Source organism: Kitasatospora sp. cg17-2 (genome assembly GCF_054031055.1).
Genome location: NZ_CM132923.1, coordinates 9,667,212 through 9,682,239, shown reverse-complemented (window position 1 = coordinate 9,682,239; position 15,028 = coordinate 9,667,212). Strand labels below are relative to the sequence as shown.

The 15,028-nt window shown below is 74.3% G+C and carries 12 protein-coding genes; 4 read left to right on the top strand and 8 right to left on the bottom strand.

The features are described from left to right. The first annotated feature begins 528 nt into the window (after nt 1-528). Nucleotides 529-1,638, top strand: coding sequence for a hypothetical protein (locus tag ACW14Y_RS40550; protein WP_456985367.1), 1,110 nt, complete (start codon nt 529-531; stop codon nt 1,636-1,638). A 76-nt stretch (nt 1,639-1,714) separates the two neighbouring features. Then, the gene (locus ACW14Y_RS40545) at nt 1,715-2,584 is read left to right on the top strand and encodes a DUF3592 domain-containing protein (protein WP_456985366.1); all 870 of its coding nucleotides are present in this window, start codon (nt 1,715-1,717) and stop codon (nt 2,582-2,584) included. 361 nt (nt 2,585-2,945) lie between these two features. On the opposite strand, the gene ACW14Y_RS40540 is transcribed toward ACW14Y_RS40545, so the two are convergent. From ACW14Y_RS40540 to ACW14Y_RS40505, 8 genes are all read right to left on the bottom strand, one after another. Further along, the gene (locus tag ACW14Y_RS40540) at nt 2,946-4,157 is read right to left on the bottom strand and encodes an MFS transporter (protein ID WP_380300148.1); all 1,212 of its coding nucleotides are present in this window, start codon (nt 4,155-4,157) and stop codon (nt 2,946-2,948) included. Nucleotides 4,158-4,292: 135 nt separating this feature from the next. Further along, nucleotides 4,293-4,604, bottom strand: a complete 312-nt coding sequence (locus tag ACW14Y_RS40535; protein WP_380438960.1) for an ArsR/SmtB family transcription factor — start codon at nt 4,602-4,604, stop codon at nt 4,293-4,295. Nucleotides 4,605-4,714: 110 nt separating this feature from the next. Further along, nucleotides 4,715-5,326, bottom strand: a complete 612-nt coding sequence (locus ACW14Y_RS40530; RefSeq protein WP_456985365.1) for a hypothetical protein — start codon at nt 5,324-5,326, stop codon at nt 4,715-4,717. Further along, nucleotides 5,323-6,681 (bottom strand): DUF58 domain-containing protein, encoded by a 1,359-nt coding sequence (locus ACW14Y_RS40525; RefSeq protein WP_456985364.1) that lies wholly within the window; start codon nt 6,679-6,681, stop codon nt 5,323-5,325. Before ACW14Y_RS40525 ends, ACW14Y_RS40530 begins: the two co-directional genes overlap by 4 nt. Further along, nucleotides 6,678-7,787 (bottom strand): AAA family ATPase, encoded by a 1,110-nt coding sequence (locus tag ACW14Y_RS40520; protein ID WP_380438955.1) that lies wholly within the window; start codon nt 7,785-7,787, stop codon nt 6,678-6,680. The genes ACW14Y_RS40525 and ACW14Y_RS40520 overlap by 4 nt, the downstream gene beginning before the upstream one ends. Before the next feature lie 146 nt (nt 7,788-7,933). Further along, nucleotides 7,934-8,527, bottom strand: coding sequence for a hypothetical protein (locus ACW14Y_RS40515; protein ID WP_380438953.1), 594 nt, complete (start codon nt 8,525-8,527; stop codon nt 7,934-7,936). After that, the gene (locus ACW14Y_RS40510) at nt 8,524-9,540 is read right to left on the bottom strand and encodes a DUF4129 domain-containing protein (RefSeq protein ID WP_456985363.1); all 1,017 of its coding nucleotides are present in this window, start codon (nt 9,538-9,540) and stop codon (nt 8,524-8,526) included. The genes ACW14Y_RS40515 and ACW14Y_RS40510 overlap by 4 nt, the downstream gene beginning before the upstream one ends. 145 nt (nt 9,541-9,685) lie before the next feature. Next, nucleotides 9,686-10,612 (bottom strand): ABC transporter substrate-binding protein, encoded by a 927-nt coding sequence (locus ACW14Y_RS40505; protein WP_456985362.1) that lies wholly within the window; start codon nt 10,610-10,612, stop codon nt 9,686-9,688. A gap of 701 nt (nt 10,613-11,313) precedes the next feature. On the opposite strand from ACW14Y_RS40505, the gene ACW14Y_RS40500 reads away from it, so the two are divergent. Together ACW14Y_RS40500 and ACW14Y_RS40495 are read left to right on the top strand one after the other, a co-directional pair. Next, nucleotides 11,314-13,092 (top strand): penicillin-binding transpeptidase domain-containing protein, encoded by a 1,779-nt coding sequence (locus ACW14Y_RS40500; RefSeq protein WP_456985361.1) that lies wholly within the window; start codon nt 11,314-11,316, stop codon nt 13,090-13,092. A gap of 882 nt (nt 13,093-13,974) precedes the next feature. After that, nucleotides 13,975-14,901, top strand: coding sequence for a DMT family transporter (locus ACW14Y_RS40495; protein WP_456985360.1), 927 nt, complete (start codon nt 13,975-13,977; stop codon nt 14,899-14,901). The last annotated feature ends 127 nt before the right edge of the window (nt 14,902-15,028 follow it).

Genomic DNA, 15,028 nt, shown 5'->3' with positions numbered 1-15,028 from the left:
CGACTCCCCCGATCCCGGGAGACGACCCTCGTACCAGGCCGAGCACCTTGAAGCGCGGCTGACCGCAGGCGATCCCCCGTGCCACCGCCGAGGCCCGGGGAGGTGCGCACGATGCCGAGCAACTGGGCCACCCACGGCCGCCGGTCGACCCGCTGTCCATGCCAACGGGCGGGAGAGACGAGGTCGGGCCTCTCCCGCCCTTGCGCAGCGTCGGGTGTCCCACGGGGAGGTGGCGCACCGCACCACCTTCCAGTGAGGGCAGGGGTGCCGGGCACGTCCGGCTCCGATACACGGGTGGCGGAAGGCAGGCGCCCGGTCGTGCGGGTGGCGGCGGACCGGGCCAACGACCCGCGCCGCCGGGCTCACTGCCCCTGGGTCCGCGGTCGGTCGTGTCGTCGCGGGGCCGTCGCCGTCGGCCGCCGTCGCCACCGGCCAATGGACCGTCATGACGGTCGACCGGGGAGAACGATCGATCGAACGCGCACCGACCCCTGTCGGCAGCCGCGCCGGACGGACAGAATCACCCGTATGACAACCGCCACGGTCGCACCGCCCACCGGTGCCGCTCCCCTCGACCTCGCCAGGGGATTCCTGACCGGCGGCGTGATCGGGGCGTCGCTGGCCGCCTTCGTCGTCGGCTGCACTCTCGGCAGGGTCGCGCTGATCGTCGCCGGACCGGCCCTGCTCGCGGCCTACGCGCTGCTGTTCCGCCTCGCCGGCGCGCCGCGCCGGGCCCGGGAAGGTGCCCTGGCTCCCCTCACGGCACTGGCGGTGATCGACGGACGGGAGATGCCCACGGTCGAGGAGACGGACGTCCCGGTGCGCTTCGACCTGACCGTCGCCCCGGACCTGGCGCCCGCCTTCCGCATCCGGATCACCCAGAACGTGCACGTCTCCGAACTCACCGACCACCGGCCGGGCACGGTCCTGGTGGTCCGCTACCCCCCGGACCGGCCGTGGCTGCTGCGGATCGTGAGGCGGCCGACCCCGGAGTGGGAGGACCGGGCGGCCGGCGCCGTCCTGGAGCCGGCATCCGGGCCGGTCGTGGTGGCGGATAGCCAGGACGGCTGCGCCTGGAGCCTGACCACCCTGCTCGGGGTGCTGCTCGGCGCGGCCGCCGTGGTCCTGCTCATGCGGACCGAGCTGTTCGGGAAGGACACCGAGGCGCCCACTGCCCGGCCCGTCACCTCGTCCAGCACGAGCACGAGCACGAGCACGTTCTCGGTGACGGCCACGGTCACCTCCTCGACCACCGGCACGGTGGCCTTCGGCCCCGGCCGGTCGGTGCTGGACCGGGGCGTGCTGCGGGAGGCCGTCGAGTCGCTCGCCGGGGGCGGGGACGGCAGGCAGGCGATGACCGTCGTGGTGCGGGAGCAGCTGCTGACGGTGGTGTTCGCCCCCGACGGGGTGAACGTCCCCGCGTTCGACCCGCGGTCGCTGCCCTTCGACCGGCTGCCCGCGCTGGTCCAGGAGGCCAGGACCGCCCTCGGCGTCGACGAGCCCCGCACCTGGCAACTGTCCGCGGAACGCCTGGCCGGTGCACTCACGATCAGGATCGGCGTGACCGGGGCCGGCGGCTCGGCCTCGTTGGAGGCGGACGGGCAGGGCGCGGTGGTGCGGCGCAGCCCGGCCCGTTGAGGGCGCGCGGCAGCGGTGGGTCGTGGTGGTGCGGACCGGTGGATCGACGGGGTCGGAACGGCAGGAGGGACGGGCGATGGGGTGGCACGGGTACCTGGCGGTGTGGTGCGGGGTGCTGGGCGCGGTGGCGCTGGTGGGGTACGGCAGGTCGCTGGCCGGGATGACGCGCGAGCAGCGGGCGGTGCGGGTCCCGGGACGGATCGAGCAGGTGCGGGTGCCCCGGCACGGCGGCTCACGGCGCGGGGGAATCGCGGTGGTGGTGTCCTACCGCGAGCCGTCCAGCGGCGCGCGGGTCGTGGTGACGAACGACGGAGAGCACGGCGAGAAAGGTGAGACGATCACCGCCGCGTGGACGGGCCGGGAGATCGGGGTCCGCTACCCGCGCGGCAGGCCGCACAACTACCGGTTCACCGCGGACCCGCAGGCGGGCGGTCGCGGGCTGGGCTGGCCGAACACGGCGTTGTTCCTGCTCTACGCCGGCCTGGTGGTCGCCGCCGCGGTCGGCCACGGCTGGCCGTGGGCGCTGATCGGCGTCTGCGGGCCGTGGGCCCTCATAGGCGCCTGCTACCTGCCGGGCAACGTGCGCGACACCAGGCACCGCCGTGAGCGGCTGGCCTCGATGACCGCCGCCGAAGGCCGGATCGTCGCGGTACTGCGGGACGTGACCACCGACGCCGAGGGCAGCACCTCCACCACGCTCACACCGGTGGTGGCGTTCACCACCCGCGAGGGCACGGCCGTCACCGCACACTGCGACACAGGTGTACCGGACCCGGCCGGCTCGTACGGGCGGCACCTGACGGTCCACTACCCCGCCGACGACCCCGCCGGATTCGTCCTCGACCACACCGCCCGACAACGTTCCCTACGCTCCGACACCGCGATCAACGTGGTGTGCCTGGTCCTCGTCGCGGCAGCGGCCGTCACGGGCTTCCTCCTGCTCTGACCCGAGGCCGGGACGCCGGGACCGGCCGTGCGCACACCGGAACCGGGCCCGCCCCGGGGACGGGCGGCTACCGGCGTCGCGCGCCGCCCCTGACGCTGCCACCGCGCCCCCGGTCCCGGTCCCGGCAGTCGGAGGCCTCTCCCGACCACCCGGTGCGGGGAGAGGCCCGCTGCGTCGGACTGCCGCTGATCGAACGTCCGGGTGAGTCCCACCGGTCCCGCCTGCGGGACACCGCCGGCGCCGCGGTACGTCGCCCGTGGCGGCGCGTCCTCCCCGTCAGTGATCGTCCACAAACCGTAGCAAGGCTCTCGACGGTCGAAGAGGGAGAGAGCCGGACCCCGCACGGGGCGCAGGCCGGGTGTCAGGACCGCACGCGGGTGCGCCTGTCTGCCCGGTCCGCCGTCTCGCCCGTTCCCTCTCCCGGAGCTTCGGGCCCCAGCCGGCGGCGCAGCAGCACCGCGGCCAGTGCCGCCAGCGCGAACCCCGCTCCCACCCAGGGGAGTTGGCGCGCTCCGACGGTTGCGACCGCCAGGCCGCCGGCGGCGCTGCCGATCGTGATGCCGAGGTTGGAGAAGGAGATGAAGAGGCTGTTGCCGAACTCCGGAGCGTCCTGGGCGTCCCGGGCCAGCCAGGTCTGGCTGACGACGAGTCCGCCCGAGTGGACCGCGCCCCACAGGAGCACGGCGAGGACGGTGGGGACGGCCCACGGGGCGACGGTGCGAAGGAGGACGTAGAGCAGCGCGTAGAGGACGGGGAAGGCGGTCACCGTCCGGACCGGGTCGCGTTCCAGCAGCCGGCCGAAGAGGAGGTTGCCGAGGACCATCACGACCCCGAAGGCCATCAGCAGCGCGCCGATCGTCGATCCGCCGAGGTGCGTGACGCGTTCCAGGTACTCGGCGAAGTAGCCGTAGACCGAGAACATCGCCGCGAAGACGAACACCACGGCCGACAGGGACAGCCACAGCCGGGGGCGGTTCAGAATGCCCAACTGGTCCCCGTAGGAGAGACGTTGGCCGGCGGGCATGGAGGGGAAGAGGGCCAGGATCCCGACCAGGGCGAGCAGGTTGGCGCAGGCGCCGAACCAGAACGCGGCCGCGAGGGAGAAGTGTTCGGCGAGGTAGGAGGTGGCCGGCACACCGAACGCGAAGCCCAGCGTCACCCCGGCGAAGACGGTGGTGGCGGCCCTGGTGGCCTTCTCCGGCGGCACGAGCCGGGTGGCGGCGGTCAGCGCCACCGCGAAGAACACCGGATGGAAGAGCGCCGGCACGATCCGGAAGACGAGCATCACCGGGAAACTGTCGGTGAGCGCGTAGACGGCGTTGGAGGCCGCGAACACCGCGAGCGCCGCCGCCAGGACGGCCTTGCGCCGAACCCCGGAGGCCAGCAGTGTCGCGAACGGGCCGGCCGCGGCGACCACGAGCGCGAACACCCCCACCAGCCACCCGGCTGTCGCCGTCGGCACGCCGAGTTGCTCGGAGATCCGGGGCAGGACGCCGACGACGCCCATCTCCGTGGTGATGATGCCGAACACCCCCAGGGAGAGGGTCAGGACAACAGGACCGGTCTTTCCCATGACTGCCTTCCGCCGTCGGCCGGGCGCGGGCACGGCTGCACCGCCCCACCGGACCGAGCTACAAATCTAGATAGTTAGATGGGTTTGCGCGCGAAAAGGGCACACCCCTCCCCCGCGCCGACCCGGGAACGAGCGTCAGAGCTCGTCGCGCACGTACGCCGCGAAGGCGGCGATCGTCTCCTCGTCGCGCCGGTAGAACGTCCACTTGCCGACCCGCTCCGACACCAGCAGCCCGGCGTCCCGCAGAATCTGCAGGTAGCCGGAGACCACCGACTGGGCCAACCCGGAACGCTCCCGGATCTCCGTCACGCACACGCCGATGTGGAAGCCGACACCGCGCTCGCGGTAGTACGCCTCGTCCCAGTAGAGCTCCGGCGTCTTCAGCCAGCGCAGGAACTCCGCCCGCGCGGGATTGGCGAGCGCCTTGTGGACGGCCAGCGGATCCACCGCACACCCCTTTCGCGAGCCGGACCTCCCGGGACGTATCTAATATTCTCGATACGAAGAAACGTGTCAACCCGGAACCCCTGCCCGCAGCCATCGCACAGCGCCCCCGCTCAGCCGCCGGGGCGCGGCCGGAGTGCCCGCGCGACGCCCCAGCCCGCGGCCGCCAGACCGGCCAGGGCGATCGGGCGCGACCACTCCCCCGCCCCGGTCGGCGCGAACGCGACGGACAGGACCAGGCCGGACGCGGCGAGGGCGGCCAGCACGTGTGCGGGCCGGACCCGGTCGCGCTGCGGGCCGAGGACGTCGACCAGCAGCAGATAGCCGATCAGGAGCGCGGCCACCGCCGCGATCCGCCCGAACGGGGGCTCACCCAGCGCGGCCAGCAGGACGCTCCCGGCCGCCAGCACGGTACCGCGCGACCCGGCGAGCCGCCCGGGCCAGCCGTGCGGACGGCGCGGCGGCTCCTCGAGCGGCGGGGCGGCCCAGAGGGCGAAGGCCGCGGCGGCCACCACGGCGGCGGGCCCGAAGCGGTCCGCCGCACCGTCGGCGGCGCCGACCCCGGCGGCGGTGAGCGCGAGGGCGACACCGGTACAGCGCAGCGCGGCCCGCTCGGCCCACCGCGACCACGGAGCCGCAGGAGCCGTCGTGGCCGTGTCGGGAATCGGCGCCGCGACAGGAACCGGGGTCGGGGTAGGGGTCGGGACGTGGTCGGGCGTGGTCATCGGGCTCCTCCTCCGATCCGGCGGCGCAGCAATGGTGCGAGCGCCAGGTCGAGCGCCTCGCCCGGGGTGTGGCGGGCCACCGGGATGCCCCGGGTGCGCAGTGCCGAGCGCATCGCCTCGCGTTCGGCGTGCCAGAGGCGCAGGGCCACGGCGTCGATCTCGTCACCGGGCTCCACCGCCGGTTCGCCGGCCGGGATCTCCACCACGACCAGCGGGTTGCCGAGGTCGCGGACCCGGCCGAGCACGTCCAGGATCCGCTGGTCGGCCAGCGGGGTGAACGCGTACACCAGCGCGTGGCGGGGCAGTGCCGCCACCGGGAGCCGGGGCGCGAGGAGCCCGCGGTGGCCGCGGTCCTGACGGACCTCCAGCACGCTCTCCACCATCCGGTAGGACTGCCGCTCCCCGCTGCCCGCGGTGAGCCAGCGCAGTTTCCCGCCGACCGCGATCAGACCGACCCGGTCGTGCCGGCGCAGGTAGGCACGGGTCAGCCCGGTGGCCGCGCGCAGTGTCTCGTCGAGACTGGAGCGGCCGGTGGCCGCGTCCCGGAAGTCGGCCAGCGTGTCCAACAGGACGACCGCGTCGGCGGCCCGCTCCGCCGCGAACTGGTTGATCTGCACCGCATCGCGGCGGGTGGTGGAGGGCCAGTGGATGCGCCGCTGGCGCTCACCGGGCACGTACGGGCGCACGCCCACCACCTCGACACCGGTGCCCTCGTGCGCGGTGGTGTGCTCGCCGATGCGTTCGGGCAAGCGCACCGGGATCGGGGTGAGGCGGGCCGCGCTCGGCTCCGGGAAGACGTCCATCGTGCCGAGGTCGGTGCGAACCGTCCGGCGGGTCAGGCCGCCGGCGTCGTAGACCTCGATGTCGACGCTGCCCAAGGTCCACCGGCCCCACCGTTCGGCCCGGAGCACGAGGTCGACCTCATTGGTGCCTACGGTCACCGCCGTCAGGGTGACGCCCGGGCCGAGAGCGGCGGTCGGGTCGAGCCGGCCGATCCGCCCGTCGTGGCGGACGGTGATCCGTACGGTGATCGGCTCGCCCTCCAGGCAGCGGCGGGGCGTGACGGTGTTCTCGGCGTCCAGCCGGGACGGCCGGTCGTTGCCCGTGCCCGCCAGGACGAGCAGGACGGCCGGGCCCGCCGCCAGCGCGAGCAGCCACGGGTGACCGGTGGCCAGTGCGGCGACGGCCGCGACGGCGGCCACCGTGAGCAGGCGCAGGGCCCGCTCGCCGGGCCGCCAGTGCGGGGAGGGCGGCGTGGTGGGCAGGCCGGCCAGTGTGGCACTGGTGCTGCGGGCGACCAGGCGTGCGGCGGCCCGCTCCGCACGCCGGTGGTCGGCGGCGGGCCCGGGGCTCACCGGGCGGCGCCCGGGGCGTCCACCGAACCGCTCTCCGGACCGCTCTCCGAGCCGCCTGCCGCGCGCGGCAGGGTCCGCGGTGCCGGAACGGTGGCCACCAGGCGCGCCAGGACCTCGTCCGCCTCGACCTGGCGCACCCACAACTCCGGTGTCAGGGTGATTCGGTGGGCCAGCGCCGGGACGGCGAGCGCCTTCACGTCCTCCGGCGTCAGGTAGTCGCGCCCCTCCAGCATCGCGCGGGCCCGGGCCAGTTGGACCAGCGCGAGACCGCCCCGCGGCGAGGCGCCGACCTGGATCTGCGCGTCGTTGCGGGTGGCGTGGACCAGCGCGATCACGTACTCGACCAGGTCGTCGTCGACCTCGACCCGCTCCAACGCCGCCCGCATCGCGAGCAGTTCGGCCGGGCTGCTGACGGTCTCCAGGTCCGGCTCGGGCGTCGCGCGGTCCAGGCGGGCCCGGAGCATCGAGGCCTCCAGGCCGGTGGAGAGATAGCCCATCCGCACCCGGAGCAGGAAACGGTCCAGTTGCGCCTCGGGCAGCGAGTAGGTGCCCTCGTACTCGATCGGGTTGGCGGTGGCGATCACCAGGAAGGGCTGCGGCAGCCGACGGGTGGCGCCGTCGACGGAGACCTGGCCCTCGGCCATCGCCTCCAGCAGCGCGGCCTGGGTCTTCGGCGGAGTCCGGTTGATCTCGTCGGCCAGGAGGAGCTGGGTGAAGAGCGGCCCGGGGCGGAACACCATCTCGCCGCTGCGCCGGTCGTAGAACGGCGCGCCGGTGACGTCCGAGGGCAGCAGGTCGGGGGTGAACTGGATCCGGCGGAAGTCCAGGCCGAGGGCGGTGGCGAAGGAGCGTGCCAGCAGCGTCTTGCCGAGCCCCGGCAGATCCTCGATCAGCGTGTGGCCGCCGGCCAGCACGCCGAGCATCACCAGACGGACGGCCTCGGACTTGCCGACCACGGCGCGTTCGATCTCCTCCACCACCGCGCGGGCACGCAGGCCGGCCTCCTGCGGCGTCAGCACGGCGGCCTCGGTGGGACGGCCCGGGCCCGCCTCGGCCACCCGGGCCTGCTCGGTGTCCGGGGCGGGGGCCTGGGGAACGGCGGTCATGACTCTCCTGGAGGACGGCGTCGGTCGGCCGATTTGTCGGAACCGGCGGTGAGTTCGGGAAGTGCGGTGAGCGCGGAACATGCGGGAAGTGCGGGAAGTGCGGGAAACGAGCGGAACACGGGGGCGGTGGACACCGCGCGGCGCCGCTAGCCGGACGTCGGCGGCGTCGGGCCGGGCGGTTGCAGGGCCTCGAGGCGGTCGACGAGCGCGAGGAGAACGGCCTCCGGCACGGCCCCGTCCCGGTCCTCGGCCTGCGGATCGATCCACGGCCACAGCCGGGGCCCGATCAGTTCGGCGACCCGGTCGCGGTCGGCGGTGAGCGAGAGGCCGTGGGTCTCGGACAGGCGTGCCGCGTACAGCCGCCGAAGGCGACCGCGCAACGGCCCGGCGTCGCCCTGCGGGTCGAGACCCTCGCGGACGGTCCAGCGCCAGTCACCCAGGCCCGGCTCGCGGGAGTCCATCACCCGCTGCCGACTGCGCAGACCGATGTCGAGGAAACCCGCGCCGGCCACGTACCGGCCCGTGGCCAGGGCGCCAATGGCCAGCAGGACCGCACCCGCAACCGCCGCAGGAACTCCACCGACCAGCGCGAACAGGACCTCGGCCAACACCGCCGTCCCGGTCAGCTCGATCAGGCTGTGCCGGACGGAGCCGGGCGCGGCGAGGCCGTGACCGGTCGGGTCGGCCTGGTCGGCGGACGCGGTGGGGCCGGCTGTGCGCCGGTTCGGGCGGACGCTCATCGGTGGCCTCCCTCGACCCGGTCGACGGCGCCGGCCGCCCCCACCGCCACTGGCTGCTCCGCCAGTCGCCCGGCCAGGGCGTCCAAGGCGGTCCGCGCCCGACGCACATGGGTCTCGTCCATCGGGTGGGTGGAGTACCTGGCCTCCCGGAACAGCGCGGTCAGATCCCGCGCATGGACCGGATCGACACGGTCGTCGGCCATCGCACGCTCCAGCAACTCGGTCGGACTGTCAGGAGCCCGCAGGGACAGCCCCGAGGCGGCCAGCGACGTCTCCATCGCGGCGTAGCAGGCGATCACGGCCGCCCGCGCGTCGGCACCCGTCAGGGCCCGCCGCCCCGTCACCACCGCGGCCGCCAGGGCGTCCTCGCTCCGGGCCGGCGCGGCGGGCAACGGCGCCGACGGCCGCCGCCGCCGGACGACCCGCAGCCGCCGCAGCAGCAGAACGACACCGACGACCACCGCGATCACCAGCACTGCCAGGAGCACGCCGAACAGCACCTGGACCACGCCCGGCAGTGATCCCCCGGGCGCCGGTTCAGCGGGCTCGGGCGGCGCCACCGTGGGCACCGGGGGCAGTGGCGGCGCCCGGTGCGGCCCGTCCGGTCCGGTGTCCGCCCGGTTGTGGAAGAGGAACATCAGCACCGGCACCGCCACCGCGGCCCCGGGCAGCAGGACGGCGGCCGCCTCCCGCAGGCGCTCGGCCCATGGCGTGGGCCCGACCAGGTGGCGGACCTCCGCACGGAAGCGCAGCGCGAACCGGCCGACCGCGATCAGCCAGCCGAGCGCGAGCAGCAGGACGAACCCGACGGCCTGGACCGGCACCTCGGCGAGTGGCGCACCGAGCAGTCCGCCGTCGGGCCGCAGCGCCGAGGCCGCGAGCAGCAGGCCCGCCAAGGTGACCAGGACGCCCGTGATCCGGCCGCCCGACCTGCGGGCGGGCTCCCCCGCGCTGTCGTCCGGTGCGTCGCGGCCGTCGTGCCGGGGCCCGATCGGCTGCGCTTCGTCGTTCATGCGGCCACCCCTGGTTCCCCCGCAGCGCGGACGGCACCGCGCGAGCTGCAGCGTCGCACACCAACAATCGGATTGTCACCCCGCGTTGTGGTCGAGCGCCGGGCTCCCTGACCGAAGGGCGGCGTGCGCCCCGCGCGGCCTGCGGTCACAGTCCCCCGTTGACCGCCGCCACCCGGGCCGCACCGGCACTGATGTTCCACTTCGCGAGGATCGCGTCGTACGTTCCATCGCGCATCAGCTCGTCCAACCCCTTCGCCACCGCGTCACGCAGAGCAGTGTCGGACTTGTTCACCGCGATCCCGTACGGGCTGGACTGCGACAGCGCGCCCGTGACCTCCAGGCTGTTGCCGTTGTCGGTGGTCCTGGCCGCATAGGCCGCCACCGGGAGGTCGTTGAAGTCCGCCACCGCCTTGCCGGCCGCCACCTCGGCGAGGGCCGCGGTGTCGTCGTCGAAGCGGTGGACCTGCAAGGGCTTGCCCGTCCGCTCGCACGCGCCGACCTGGCGGGTGACGATCTCGTCCTGGGTCGTGCCGCGCTGCACGGCGACCGTGCGGCCGCAGAGGTCGTCCAGCGTCCGGATGCCCTTCGGGTTGCCCTTCTGCACGATGATCGAGGTCCAGGCGATGAAGTAGTCCACGAAGTCCACGCCGGGCTTGCCCGTCGGCATGCCGTTGTCGCCGAGCGCGTTGCGGCGCGCGGGTGTGTCGCTGATGCCCGACATCGCGAGGTCGAACTGCTTGTCGTCGATACCGGGTATCAGCTTGTCGAACGGCGTGTCGACGATCTCGATCCGCAGGCCCAGGACCTTCCCCAGGGCTTCGGCCAGTTCCGGGTCGAGGCCGGCGGGCTTGCCGTCCGAGCCGCGGAACGCGACCGGCGGATAGTTCAGGTCGGACCCGATCCGCAGGACCCCGGCGGCGCGCTGCGCGCTCGGGACGGCTGCCCGTGCCTTGTCCTCGACACTCGCCGGGGCCGGTGACCCGCCGCACGCGGTGAGCAGCAGGGCGGACGCAGTGGTGAGGGCTGCCGGCAGGGCTCGGCGGTGGGGGAAAGAGCCGGGGAGATGGACCACGATGGCGCTCCTGTGTGGGGCAGGGTGGCGCGACCGGCACCCACGAGGGAGCGGCAGCGACCGGGAGGCGGAATCCTGCCATCCGTTTCTGGTTCGACGAGCGGTGGGCATGTCACGATCCGCTATCGGCTTCGCCCGCGCCGCCGAGTCCGCGCTGCCCCTCCTGGGAACGGGTCGGACGGGAGGAGGCCTGGCGAGGCGGGGCAAGGCCGGAGGGCCGCGAAGCGGCTCGGCGACGCTCGGCGAAGCCGGGCGCACGAGCGCGGGCAGGGCGGTACGAGGGACCCGCACGACGGGCCCGCACGACGCCCTGCGGCCGTCCACGTGGTGGACTCGATCGTGCCCGAATCCGGTGGTGGCGGCGCCGTCGGGCCCGAACCGATCGAGACCCGTGCGCGGCGGAGGGGCGCGAGGCACGGGACGCCCGGCCGGAGGCGCGCTCGCGCACCGTGGCACTGCCAGATCGCCGATGGCGGCCCGGCGTCCCTGGCCGCACGCCGCGGGACGACTACGGGCCGCCCCCGTCGCGCCCTTCGCACTCGTCGCCGGTCCGTCCCGATGGCGCCCTCCGTCGACCTCTCAACGGCACCCCCCTATGCTGATCCGTGCTCGAACGGATCCACGACCGTCCGTCCGGGCCGCGGGCCGGGATGCCGGAGGGGGCAGGTCCGCGGGACACCCACACGCAGGGGGACGAGGACATGCGGGACGGACAGGAACCCGACGGGAACCAGGGGTACGCCGGGCACACCGAGCCCGACGACTACGACGTCGAGTACGGGGGCGGGTACGGGGACGGGGACGGGTACGGGGACGAGGCGGACGCACCGCGCCGCTCCGGCGCCCGGAAGGCCGTCCTGGCCGCCGTCGGAGGGGTGTCCGCCGCGCTGCTGGCGGTCGGCGGATACGGCCTCCACAACCTCGTGACCGCCGTGCAGGGCGGGTCGTCGAACGGCGGCAGCGCCGGCGGCACTCAGGCGTCCGAGAGCGCGGTGAGGACCCCGCAGGCGCCGCCGACCACCGAGGAGGCCGCTGCGGTGGCCCAGGACTTCCTGGCGGCGTGGGGCCGCGGCGACGTCACGGCCGCATCGGCGCTGACCGACCGGCCGGAGACGGCCCGCGCGGCGCTGGCCGCCTTCCAGGAGAACGTGCCGGCCCGCGCGCTCGCGCTGACCGCCTCGGGCCCGGCGACCACCGGCACGACCGGGGAACCGGTGGTCGGCTTCCGGGCGAAGGCCGAGTTCGAGGGCGCGACCGGTGCCTGGGAGTACGACAGCACGCTCGGCGTCGTCCGGGGCGGGAGCGGCAAGGCCGTCGTGCACTGGGCACCGACCGTGCTCCACCCGCACCTCGCCCAGGGCGGGACGATCGCCGTGAAGTCGCTGCCCGACCCGGTGTCCAAGCCGACCGACCGCAACGGCAAGCCGCTCGAGGGCTTCCCCTCGCTGGCCGCCGTGCTGCCCAGGATCACGCCGGCCGACGGCGGGACGGTCGTCAGCGGGCGGGCCGTGGTGCTCTCCGCGGCCGGGAGGGAACCGGAGCAGTTGTACGTGCTCACCCCACCGAGCGCGCCGCAGGTCAAGCTGACGCTGGACGCCGAGCTCCAGCGGGTGGCCGAGGAGGCGATCAAGCAGCAGGCCGCGGGCGGCAAGCCGGCCTCCCTGGTGGCGATCCAGCCGAGCACCGGCCACATCCTGGCGATGGCCTACTCGCCGAGCGGGCACAACCGCGCCGTCTCGGCCGGCCAGGCCCCCGGCTCCACGATGAAGGTGATCACCTCGGCGGCGCTGCTGGAGGCCGGGGTGACCCCGGACACCGTGGTGCCCTGCAAGGACACCACCAACTCGCCCCGGCAGTGGCACAACGACGAACGCGGTGACTTCCCCTCGTACACGCTCGCCGACGACTTCAGTCACTCCTGCAACACCGGCTTCATCGACAAGGGCCTGGAGAAGCTGCAGCCCGGAACGCTCTCCAAGGTGGCCCGCGAGCAGTTCGGCCTCGGCCTGGAGTGGCACATCGGCATCGACAGCCGGGACGCCACGATCCCGGTGCCGCGCACCAATGACGAGGCCGCCGCGGCGTACATCGGCCAGGGCACGATCCAGGTCAACTCGCTGGCGATGGCCTCGGTCGCCGCCACCGTGCAGAGCGGGAAGTTCCGCCAGCCCGTCCTGCGGGACGACGCCAGGCGCGTCACCGCCCCGGGCTCGCTGCCCGCCGGCGTCGCCAGGGACCTGCGCGCCATGATGGCCAGAACCGCCACCCAGGGCACCGCCCGCACGCCGATGGCCGGCCTCACCGGCCAGATCGGCGCGAAGACCGGCACCGCGGAATCCGGCGGGACAGCCACCAACAGCTGGTTCATCGCCTACCGCGGGGACCTCGCCGTCGCCGCCGAGGTCGACGGCGGCGGTCACGGCTTCGCCGCGGCCGGCGTGGCCGCGGCCCAGGTCCTCAAGGCCGGTGGCAAGGGCTGACGACCTCCACACTCCGCTACGCCGTTGAGTCGGAATCAGGGCCACCGTCTCGACGCCCTCGACGGGTTGTTCGGCCCGACCCGGCCGGGCATCGCCCGCGCCGTCGGCCGGTGGCACGCGCTCGTGGACCGCGTCGCCGAGAGGTTCGAGAGCACCGATGCAGCCCCGTCGGTGCCGGATGGCCGCCACCGGCCCCGGCACCGGCCTCGGGTTCGCCCGCTACCTGGACCGGCTCGCCGAGCACCTGGCCTTGTACCTCGACCGGGACGCCGACGAAGCTCTCACCGCTGGCCGGCTGGCCGCCACCCTGCCGCTCGTGGCCTGGCCCGGCAGACTCCCGGAGCGTCGGCAGGCGAGGCCCGCGCAGTGCCTGGCCGACGGCGGTCGGCCCCAGGCCGCCACCCGAAGGCCGCCCCCTTCGACGTCACCTGGGCGGACAAGGAGCAGCTCGCCTTCGGCCACGGTGCGCACTTCTGTTTCGGCGCCCCGCCGGCCCGCCGGGGGGGCGCACCGCTGGCTTTGTCCACGAGATTCGACAGCGTTTGTTCACGACCCAGGACAGCGCCCCGGCCACCTGTGTGCGGTTCCGGGCAGCGTCGCCGCGGCGGCACGGAGGTGGGGTCCAGCTCCACGAGGAGAGCCGCGGGCCGGCCAAGCTGCAAGGAAGCGCCGTGCGGCAATGTCGTACAGTGCCCTCATGTGTGCAGCAGTTCTCGCGCCTCCCGTCCTCTGAGGCGGGTCGCCACCGACACCAGCGCGTAGGCAGGCCACGGGCCGCGACGCGCCGGGTGGTTGTACCCGCAGACGCGAGTCCACGATCACCTGCTCCCTCTGGAGACTCCTTCCGTGTCGAAAACTGCTGCTGCCACGGCCCCTGCCCCCGTGACGGCGCCCCGATCCGTCCGCCGCGGCCTCGCCTGCCTGGCATTCGCCGCCATCACCTGGGGCACTACCGGCGCCGCCGTGGAGATCATCTACCGGTCCAGCGACTTCGGGCCGATGGCCGTCTCGTTCTGGCGCTTCCTGACCGGCGTGGCGCTGCTGCTCGCAGCAAACGTCGTCCGCCCGGCCCGCAAGCGGTCCAGGACGCCGCAGCCGAGGGGCCGACGTGTGCTGCTGTTCGCGGGCACCGGCGTCGGCCTGGCGGTCTTCCAGACCGCCTACTTCGCCTCCGTGCGGGACACGGGGCCGGCCGTGGGCACCATCGTCACCCTGGGGGCGGCCCCGGTGTTCACCGCCGGCGGCGGCCGCGTGTTCCTGGGCGAGCGCGTCGGACGCGGCGGCCTGCTGGCGGTCTGTGGCGCGCTGACCGGCCTGGCGATCCTGGTGCTGGGCAACCAGCAGGGCGTCGTCCACCCCGTCGGGGTGGCAACGGCACTGTTGTCCGCCGCCGGATACGCCGCCTCCAACCTCCTGGGCCGGTGGACCGGACGGCACGGCGCCGGGGAGGACCCGTACACCCTCACGATGGGGTCCTTCGCCGTCGGCGCGGCCGTCGTGCTGCCGCTCGCCTGGGGCGAGGGCCTCCTGCCCCACACCGCCGACCCGGGCCACGTCGTGCTGCTGATGCTCTACGTCGCCACCGTCACCACGGCACTCGCCTACCCGCTGTACTTCGCCGGAGCGGGTGCGGTCAGGGCAGCCACCGCGTCGGTGGTCATGCTCATCGAGCCGGTCGGCGCGGCAGTGCTCGCCGTGCTGTTCCTGGGCGAGCGGCTCACCGCGGCCACGGTCATCGGCACGGCGTTGATGCTCGCCGCCATCGCCGGCCTCGCCGTCGCGGAGTCCCGGTCGAACGCCACGGACTGACGAAACGACGAGGCCGGTCGGCGTGCTCGTTCCCTCAGGCCGGCCGGCCTCGTCCGGTCGGCCGACCAAGCCGACACCACGGCTGTACGGTTCGAACCGCCTGACCAAGCCCTGCTGTCCCGAGCCA

Excerpts from the sequence above, each read along its gene's own strand:
- ACW14Y_RS40550 (WP_456985367.1), top strand. The coding sequence starts at position 529 with ATGACAACCGCCACGGTCGCACCGCCCACCGGTGCCGCTCCCCTCGAC.
- ACW14Y_RS40545 (WP_456985366.1), top strand. The coding sequence starts at position 1,715 with ATGGGGTGGCACGGGTACCTGGCGGTGTGGTGCGGGGTGCTGGGCGCG.
- ACW14Y_RS40540 (WP_380300148.1), bottom strand. The coding sequence starts at position 4,157 with ATGGGAAAGACCGGTCCTGTTGTCCTGACCCTCTCCCTGGGGGTGTTC.
- ACW14Y_RS40530 (WP_456985365.1), bottom strand. The coding sequence starts at position 5,326 with ATGACCACGCCCGACCACGTCCCGACCCCTACCCCGACCCCGGTTCCT.
- ACW14Y_RS40520 (WP_380438955.1), bottom strand. The coding sequence starts at position 7,787 with ATGACCGCCGTTCCCCAGGCCCCCGCCCCGGACACCGAGCAGGCCCGG.
- ACW14Y_RS40515 (WP_380438953.1), bottom strand. The coding sequence starts at position 8,527 with ATGAGCGTCCGCCCGAACCGGCGCACAGCCGGCCCCACCGCGTCCGCC.
- ACW14Y_RS40510 (WP_456985363.1), bottom strand. The coding sequence starts at position 9,540 with ATGAACGACGAAGCGCAGCCGATCGGGCCCCGGCACGACGGCCGCGAC.
- ACW14Y_RS40500 (WP_456985361.1), top strand. The coding sequence starts at position 11,314 with ATGCGGGACGGACAGGAACCCGACGGGAACCAGGGGTACGCCGGGCAC.